The 6,819-nt window shown below is 60.8% G+C and carries 9 protein-coding genes; 7 read left to right on the plus strand and 2 right to left on the minus strand.

The window, feature by feature from the left end; genetic code table 11:
• Positions 1–19: 19 nt before the first annotated feature.
• Genes BMZ35_RS19095 through BMZ35_RS19120 form a run of 6 tightly spaced genes read left to right on the plus strand, consistent with a single transcriptional unit; the run spans position 20 to position 4,703 of the window.
• Positions 20–1,705 (plus strand): sensor histidine kinase, encoded by a 1,686-nt coding sequence (locus BMZ35_RS19095; RefSeq protein ID WP_093096614.1) that lies wholly within the window; start codon positions 20–22, stop codon positions 1,703–1,705.
• 27 nt (positions 1,706–1,732) lie between these two features.
• Positions 1,733–2,179: an HPr kinase/phosphorylase gene (locus tag BMZ35_RS19100; protein ID WP_093096617.1), complete on the plus strand. Its 447-nt coding sequence runs from the start codon at positions 1,733–1,735 to the stop codon at positions 2,177–2,179.
• Positions 2,163–3,110, plus strand: coding sequence for an RNase adapter RapZ (gene rapZ / locus BMZ35_RS19105; protein WP_242654860.1), 948 nt, complete (start codon positions 2,163–2,165; stop codon positions 3,108–3,110). Before BMZ35_RS19100 ends, rapZ begins: the two co-directional genes overlap by 17 nt.
• Positions 3,107–3,499, plus strand: a complete 393-nt coding sequence (locus BMZ35_RS19110; protein WP_093096623.1) for a PTS sugar transporter subunit IIA — start codon at positions 3,107–3,109, stop codon at positions 3,497–3,499. Before rapZ ends, BMZ35_RS19110 begins: the two co-directional genes overlap by 4 nt.
• A gap of 4 nt (positions 3,500–3,503) precedes the next feature.
• Complete coding sequence (locus BMZ35_RS19115) at positions 3,504–3,782, plus strand: HPr family phosphocarrier protein (RefSeq protein ID WP_093096625.1); 279 nt, start codon at positions 3,504–3,506, stop codon at positions 3,780–3,782.
• Positions 3,783–3,815: 33 nt separating this feature from the next.
• Complete coding sequence (locus BMZ35_RS19120; protein ID WP_093096627.1) at positions 3,816–4,703, plus strand: lysophospholipid acyltransferase family protein; 888 nt, start codon at positions 3,816–3,818, stop codon at positions 4,701–4,703.
• Between the two features lie 86 nt (positions 4,704–4,789).
• On the opposite strand, the gene BMZ35_RS19125 is transcribed toward BMZ35_RS19120, so the two are convergent.
• Positions 4,790–5,665: a 3-hydroxybutyryl-CoA dehydrogenase gene (locus tag BMZ35_RS19125; RefSeq protein WP_093096630.1), complete on the minus strand. Its 876-nt coding sequence runs from the start codon at positions 5,663–5,665 to the stop codon at positions 4,790–4,792.
• 161 nt (positions 5,666–5,826) lie between these two features.
• On the opposite strand from BMZ35_RS19125, the gene BMZ35_RS19130 reads away from it, so the two are divergent.
• Positions 5,827–6,657, plus strand: coding sequence for a DUF6473 family protein (locus tag BMZ35_RS19130; RefSeq protein ID WP_093096633.1), 831 nt, complete (start codon positions 5,827–5,829; stop codon positions 6,655–6,657).
• A gap of 69 nt (positions 6,658–6,726) precedes the next feature.
• Here BMZ35_RS19130 and BMZ35_RS19135 read toward each other — a convergent pair.
• Positions 6,727–6,819, minus strand: a 93-nt coding sequence (locus BMZ35_RS19135; protein WP_093096635.1) for a hypothetical protein, incomplete at its 5' end; no start/stop codon positions are given.

The raw sequence follows: 6,819 nt of genomic DNA on the forward strand, positions 1-6,819 counted from the left end.
AAGGACTGAAGTGCGCGACATGGCCCAGGGGCGGGACGGAGACGTTGTATTGGGCGATGACTGGGTCGCGCCCGAGGCCAATGTCGAAAAGGAATTGCGGGGACGGCGTGAACGGCGCCGTCTTTTGCCGCTTTCCAAGTCCCCGCTGACCCGCAAGATCATCACGTTCAACCTGATCGCGTTGTGCGTTTTGGTGGCGGGTATCCTTTATCTCAATTCTGCGCGCGACAGCTTTGCGGTGCAGCGCGCCGCCGGGCTGATGACCGAGGCACGGTTGATCGCGGGCGCCTTCGAGGCGCAGATGCCCGCCGGAGCGCCGGTGAACATGGCAACCGGCGACGGGATTGATGTGGCCGGTACGCTTGAAAAGCTGCCGCTGCGCGAGGGCACCAAGGTCTTTGTCTATGACACGGCCCGGACCGGCGTCGGAAGCAAGGCCGGACAGGCTTCAGCAGATGCCGCCGACATGCTGGCGGAACGTCCGCAGGGCACGCCCCTGACGTCGGCGCTGAACTGGATCTGGGGACTGTTTGGCGGCGCCGGGGACGCGGTTGGCCCGCAGCGCGCCACGGTCGAAGAGCAGGCGCGCGCTCTTTCCGGGGACGCTGTCGGTGGGCAGGAGATCCTTGCCACGCTCGAAGATCAGGTGGGGGCAACGGTTTTTGCGGTGGCCGTGCCGGTGATGCAGAATGGCGCCGCTGTTGGCGCCGTCGTGCTGACCAGCGCCGCCGGGGAACTGGACCAGATGGTGCGCGGCGAGCGTGAACGGGTGCTGCAGATGTTCCTGATTGCGACCGTGGTGTCCGTGGGCCTGTCGATGGTTCTGGCCTCGACGATTTCGAATCCGCTTTCAGATCTTGCGGCGGCTGCGGAAATCGGGCGGGACACGGACAGTCGCAAGGTCAATCCGGGCCGGGTGCGTATCCCGGATCTGACCGCGCGCCCAGATGAAATCGGACGCCTGTCGGGCGCCTTGCGAGGCATGGTGTCAGCGCTTTACGAACGCATTGACAGCAATGAACAATTTGCTGCTGACGTGGCGCATGAAATCAAGAACCCACTGGCCTCACTGCGCTCTGCCGTAGGCAGCCTGCGCGTGGTGAAGAAAGAAGAACATCGCGAAAAACTGCTTGATGTGATCGAGCATGACGTGCGTCGGTTGGACCGGCTGGTCAGCGATATTTCCAACGCCTCGCGGTTGGACAGCGAGTTGGTCAAGGAAGAAGAAGAACAGTTCAACCTGCTCGAAATGATCGGCAACTTGGCGCAATATCTGGGCGAGGACGCCAAGGGCAAGGGCATCGAATTCATCACCGACCTGCCCGAAACCCCGATCGAGATCAACGGGCTTGAGGCGCGGCTGGCGCAGGTCTTTGTCAACCTGATCACCAACGCGATCAGTTTCTGCGAAGACGGCGACGCGATCCGCATCTGGGCGCGCAAGCGGGAAAACCGCGTGCTGGTGGTGGTCGAGGATACCGGCCCCGGCATCCCGGATCAGGCGCTCAACAAGATTTTCAACCGGTTCTATTCGCACCGCCCCGAATCCGATTTCGGCAACAATTCCGGCCTTGGCCTTGCGATTTCGAAGCAGATTGTCGAAGCGCATGGCGGCGTGATCTGGGCCGAGAACATCCGCCCAACCGATGCCGACGTGACATCGGACCCGCTGGGTGCGCGGTTCGTGGTGGGTTTGCCCGTCTGATCCGAGAAACCGAGAGGAAAGGTCGTTATGCAGGGCGCTTCGGATACGGACGGACCGCTGCAGACCATGCTTCACGCAAGCTGCGTGGCGGTGCAGGGGCGTGCGGCTCTCATCATCGGCGCGTCGGGGCGTGGAAAGTCCGGGCTTGCACTTCAGCTGATGGCATATGGCGCGGATCTGGTTTCGGATGACAGGACCGAGGTTGCCTTGCACGCGAGCCGGTTGGTTGCCCGTGCGCCGCAACATATTCGCGGCATGATCGAGGCGCGGGGCGTCGGTATCCTGAACGCGAAACCGGTCGATGCCGCCGATGTGCGCCTCGTCGTGGATCTGGACCGAAAGGAAAACGATCGGTTGCCCCACCCACGCGAAATTGTTCTATTGGGGCAATCCGTGCCCTTGCTTTGGCACGCTGAAGGCACACATTTTGCGGCAGCCATACTGCAATTCCTGCGCCATGGAAGGACCGCCTGAACCCATGCCGGATCGTCTGAAACAGTCGCATCGCCTCGTGCTTGTTACCGGCCCTTCCGGGGCGGGGCGTTCGACCGCGATCAAGGCGCTCGAAGATGCCGGTTATGAAACGATCGACAACCTGCCGCTTCGGCTGATGGAACCCCTGTTCTCGGGGATGCCGCTGGAACGACCAATGGCGCTTGGCATCGACACGCGCAACCGCGATTATTCGCCTACGTCGGTAAAAGAGGCGCTGGATCTTCTTGAGCGCATTGATGGGCCGGTGCCCGAATTGCTTTATCTCGACTGCAGCCCGGAAATTCTTCTGCGCCGCTACAGTGAAACGCGGCGCCGGCATCCGATGGCACAGGAAGAAAGCCCCCGAGAGGGTATCCAGCGGGAATTTGCCCTTCTGTCACCGGTGCGTGACGCGGCCGATGTCCTGATCGATACCTCTGCCCTGTCACCGCACGACCTGCGCGCCGCTGTTGAAAAGTTGTTTGCGCCAAAGGATCGCCAGCCGCTGGCACTTTCCGTGCAGTCCTTCAGCTACAAGCGCGCTTTGCCACAGACCGCGGACATGGTTTTCGATTGCCGTTTCCTTCACAACCCGCATTGGGTGGAAGACCTGCGAGCGTTGACTGGCATGGATGCCCCTGTCGGGGCCTATGTGTCCACCGATCCCAGCTTTGCGCCCTTTCTGGAAAGGCTCATGGGGATGGTCGACCTGCTGCTGCCTGCCTATATCTCCGAAGGACGGAGCCATCTGGAGATTGCCTTCGGGTGCACTGGGGGGAAACATCGTTCCGTTTTCGTGACGGAAACCGTCGCACAGGCCCTTGCGCAACGGGGTTGGCAAGTGTCAATAAGGCATCGTGAACTTGACAGGTTTACGACACTGCCCGGACTTGCCCCGGGTGACAACGTGAATGGAGATACAACGGCGTGATCGGGATCGTGATCGTGGCACATGGCGGGCTGGCCAGGGAATACCTGGCGGCCATGGAGCATGTCGTGGGATCACAGAAGGGCGTGCGCGCCATCACCATTGAAACGGAACACGACCGCCCCAGCAAACAGACCGAAATCTGCGCCGCGGCGGACGAGGTGGATATGGGCGATGGCGTGATCGTGGTGACGGATATGTTCGGCGGTTCTCCCTCGAACCTGAGCCTCAAGGCCTGTGCGCCCGACAATCGCCGCATCCTTTACGGTGCGAACCTGCCCATGCTGATCAAACTGGCCAAGAGCCGCCACCTCGCCGTGCCGGATGCGGTGCGCGCGTCGCTGGAAGCCGGGCGCAAGTATATTGATAGCCAAAACGTACATACGGATTGACTGAATGTCCGAGACAATTTCCCGAACCTTGCAAATCACCAATGAAAAGGGTCTGCACGCTCGCGCCTCGGCCAAGCTTGTCGAAGTGGTCGAAGGCTTTGACGCCTCGGCCGAAGTGTCAAAGGATGGGTTGAGCGCAAGCGGCGACAGTATTATGGGTTTGCTGATGTTGGCAGCCTCCAAGGGCACGTCGATCGACATTCAGACCAGCGGGCCGGACGCGCCCGCGCTGGCGGATGCCATCGAGGCACTGGTCGCTGACAAGTTCGGAGAAGGGTTCTGACGCGCGGCGCGCGCCGGGGCAGGGAAAGAAGACTTGGTAGACACTTTGCCAGAGCCACGCACGGCGACCGGAGAGACACGCACCGAGGGTCAGACTTATGACCGCCGGACGCTGACCTACGCCAACTCATTCGACGACCCCTGGACCTCGTTTGCGATCCGCGCCATAGAATGGTGCACGGGCAAGCTGAAAATCCTGCGCATGGTCAACAAGTTCGAGCGCAATAATGCCGAATACCGAGGTCAGAGATTCTGGCGTGGTGCGCTCAACACCATGGGGATCGAATTGCAGACCCCTTTGGAACAGTTGCAAAACATCCCCGCAGAAGGCCCGGTTATCGTCGTTGCCAATCACCCGCATGGCATGGTCGACGGGATGATCTTTGCCGACCTGATCGGGCGCGTGCGCCAGGATTACCGCATCCTGACCCGCTCGGTTCTGACCGGCCTCGATGAGGCGGCAACCTCGTTCATGATCCCGGTGCCGTTCCAGCACGACCCCGAAGCACAACGCAAGATGGTCGAAATGCGCGCCAAGGCCATGGCGCACCTGTCCGAGAACGGTGTGGTCGCGCTCTTTCCTTCCGGCGTGGTGATGTCGTCAGACAGCTGGTGGGGCCCGCCGGTCGAGCGCGAATGGAACGTGTTCACGGCCAAGATGATCCGGAAATCCGGTGCGCGCGTCGTGCCGATCTTTTTCCCGGGCCGTAATTCCCGCGCCTATCAGATCGCCTGCCAGGTTTCGCCCATCCTGCGTCAGGGCCTGCTGCTGCATGAGATCGTGCGCTCCTGCAACAAACCGCAGGCCCCCATCGTGGGCAAACCACTGAGCGACGAGCAGATGAAGCTGCTCGATGAAAGCCCGCGCAAGTTCATGGCGTGGTTGCGTGCACACACGCTCAGCCTTGGAACCCAGGGCTGATCCACACTTTCTTTTTCCTGAAAAACCCTCGGGGGGAGCGTTTCAAAACCGGGGGGCAGATAGCCCCCCAATGCAACGAAACCAGGTTAGCGCGTCGGAACCGGGGTGTCCCCGCGATAGTCATAGAACCCGCGCTTGGTCTTGCGGCCCAGCCACCCAGCCTCGACATATTTTGTCAAAAGCGGGCAGGGGCGATACTTGGTATCGGCCAGCCCGTCATGCAGCACATGCATGATCGAAAGGCAGGTATCCAGACCGATGAAATCGCCCAGCTCCAGCGGCCCCATCGGGTGGTTCGCCCCCAGTTTCATGGCGTTGTCGATCGAGGCCACGTTGCCCACACCTTCATATAGTGCGTAACACGCCTCGTTGATCATCGGGATCAGGATGCGGTTCACGATGAAGGCGGGATAATCTTCGGCGCTTGCGGCCGTCTTGCCCAGCTTTTCCACGATGCCAAGGCAGGTCTGGTAGGTCGCTTCATCCGTGGCGATGCCCCGGATCAGTTCGACAAGCTGCATGACCGGTACCGGGTTCATGAAATGAAAGCCCATGAACCGTTCGGGACGGTCCGTACGCGAGGCCAGCCGGGTAATTGAGATGGACGAGGTATTCGATGTCAAAATCGTGTCGGGCTTCAGATGCGGTCCAAGCGCGTCGAAAATCTGATGTTTGATTTCTTCCCGCTCGGTTGCGGCCTCGATGACCAGATCGGTGCCAGCCACGGCCGGCAGTGCCAGCGTCGTTTTGATGCGGCCCATCGCGGCGGCCTTGTCATCGGCCGAAATCGTCTCGCGGCTGACCTGACGTTCGAGGTTCTTGTCGATTCGCGCCACGGCGCCGTCCAGCGCATCCTGGTTGATATCGTTCAGAAGCACCTCATAGCCTGCAAGCGCCATGACATGCGCAATCCCGTTGCCCATCTGGCCTGCGCCCACGACCCCAATCGAATTAATATCCATATGCCGAACCCTTGTGATCTTTGAGACGACCATACGCGGCAGGCTTGGCAGGCCGCAAGGGCCGGAGGTGTCTAAAACTTAAGACAAGTTGGCACATTAGCCTTTTCGCAAGGTCTATCTGTGATTCTCTGTCCCGGGTGAAAATTTTGGTGGTGAGCATTATGTCTTACGAGAAAATGGGGGATGGCGACCTCGACTATGAGCCATGCCGATATGGCACGTCCCGGCTGTTGTTTCGCGGCCCCAAAAAAGAGTTGGAGGGGGACTTCGTCGCTTTCCTTGGCGGGACGGAAACCTATGGCAAGTTCATCCCTGCGCCGTTTCCGCAACTGGTCGAGGAGGCGTTGGGGCAAACCTGCGTGAACCTCGGCTTTGTCAACGCGGGGGTGGATGTGTTCCTGTCCGAGCCCGCGTTGCTGGAAATCGCGCAGCGGGCCAGGGTGACGGTGGTTCAGGTGATGGGCGCGCAAAACATGTCGAACCGATTCTACAAGGTGCATCCGCGTCGGAATGACCGGTTTGTCGGTGCGTCCAACATGATGCGGATGGTGTTCCGTGAAGTGGATTTCAGCGAGTTTCACTTTACGCGCCACATGCTGGGCACGGTCTGTGCGCGGGCTCCGGATCGCTATGGCATGGTGCGCGACGAGCTGCGCATGGCCTGGGTGGCGCGGATGAAGCTGCTCCTGAACACGATCGGGGGGAAGATTGTGCTGCTGTGGTTCGCCGATCACGCGCCTGATGCGGTGGGCGACACGGCTGGTCTTGGGGCGGATCCGCTGTTCGTGGACCGCCGGATGATCGAGGATCTGCGTCCGCTGGTCGAGGATATCGTGGAGGTCGTGGCCAGCGAGGCTGCCCGTAAGAAGGGTATGCAGGGGATGCGTTGTACCGCAATGGAAAAGGTGGCGGCGCAGCGCATGCTGGGCCCCGCCGCACATGCCGAGGCTTCGGCGGTCCTGTCGCGGGCCTTGCGTGCGGTCATGGAATGAAAAAGGCCCACCGGTCCGGCGGGCCTTTTGAAAGAGTGTTTTGGCCGGGCGTCAGCCCGGCACAGGGCCTCACAGTTTGTCGGTGAGTTCTGGTACGGCTGCGAAGAGGTCTGCGACGAGGCCGAAGTCTGCGACCTGGAAGATCGGGGCTTCTTCGTCCTT

Source organism: Shimia aestuarii (assembly GCF_900114635.1).
Lineage (GTDB): Bacteria > Pseudomonadota > Alphaproteobacteria > Rhodobacterales > Rhodobacteraceae > Shimia > Shimia aestuarii.

Bases quoted from the DNA above. Each gene is read 5' to 3' on its own strand.
- BMZ35_RS19095 (WP_093096614.1), top strand. From the start codon at position 20: ATGGCCCAGGGGCGGGACGGAGACGTTGTATTGGGCGATGACTGGGTC.
- BMZ35_RS19100 (WP_093096617.1), top strand. From the start codon at position 1,733: ATGCAGGGCGCTTCGGATACGGACGGACCGCTGCAGACCATGCTTCAC.
- rapZ (WP_242654860.1), top strand. From the start codon at position 2,163: ATGGAAGGACCGCCTGAACCCATGCCGGATCGTCTGAAACAGTCGCAT.
- BMZ35_RS19115 (WP_093096625.1), top strand. From the start codon at position 3,504: ATGTCCGAGACAATTTCCCGAACCTTGCAAATCACCAATGAAAAGGGT.
- BMZ35_RS19125 (WP_093096630.1), bottom strand. From the start codon at position 5,665: ATGGATATTAATTCGATTGGGGTCGTGGGCGCAGGCCAGATGGGCAAC.
- BMZ35_RS19130 (WP_093096633.1), top strand. From the start codon at position 5,827: ATGTCTTACGAGAAAATGGGGGATGGCGACCTCGACTATGAGCCATGC.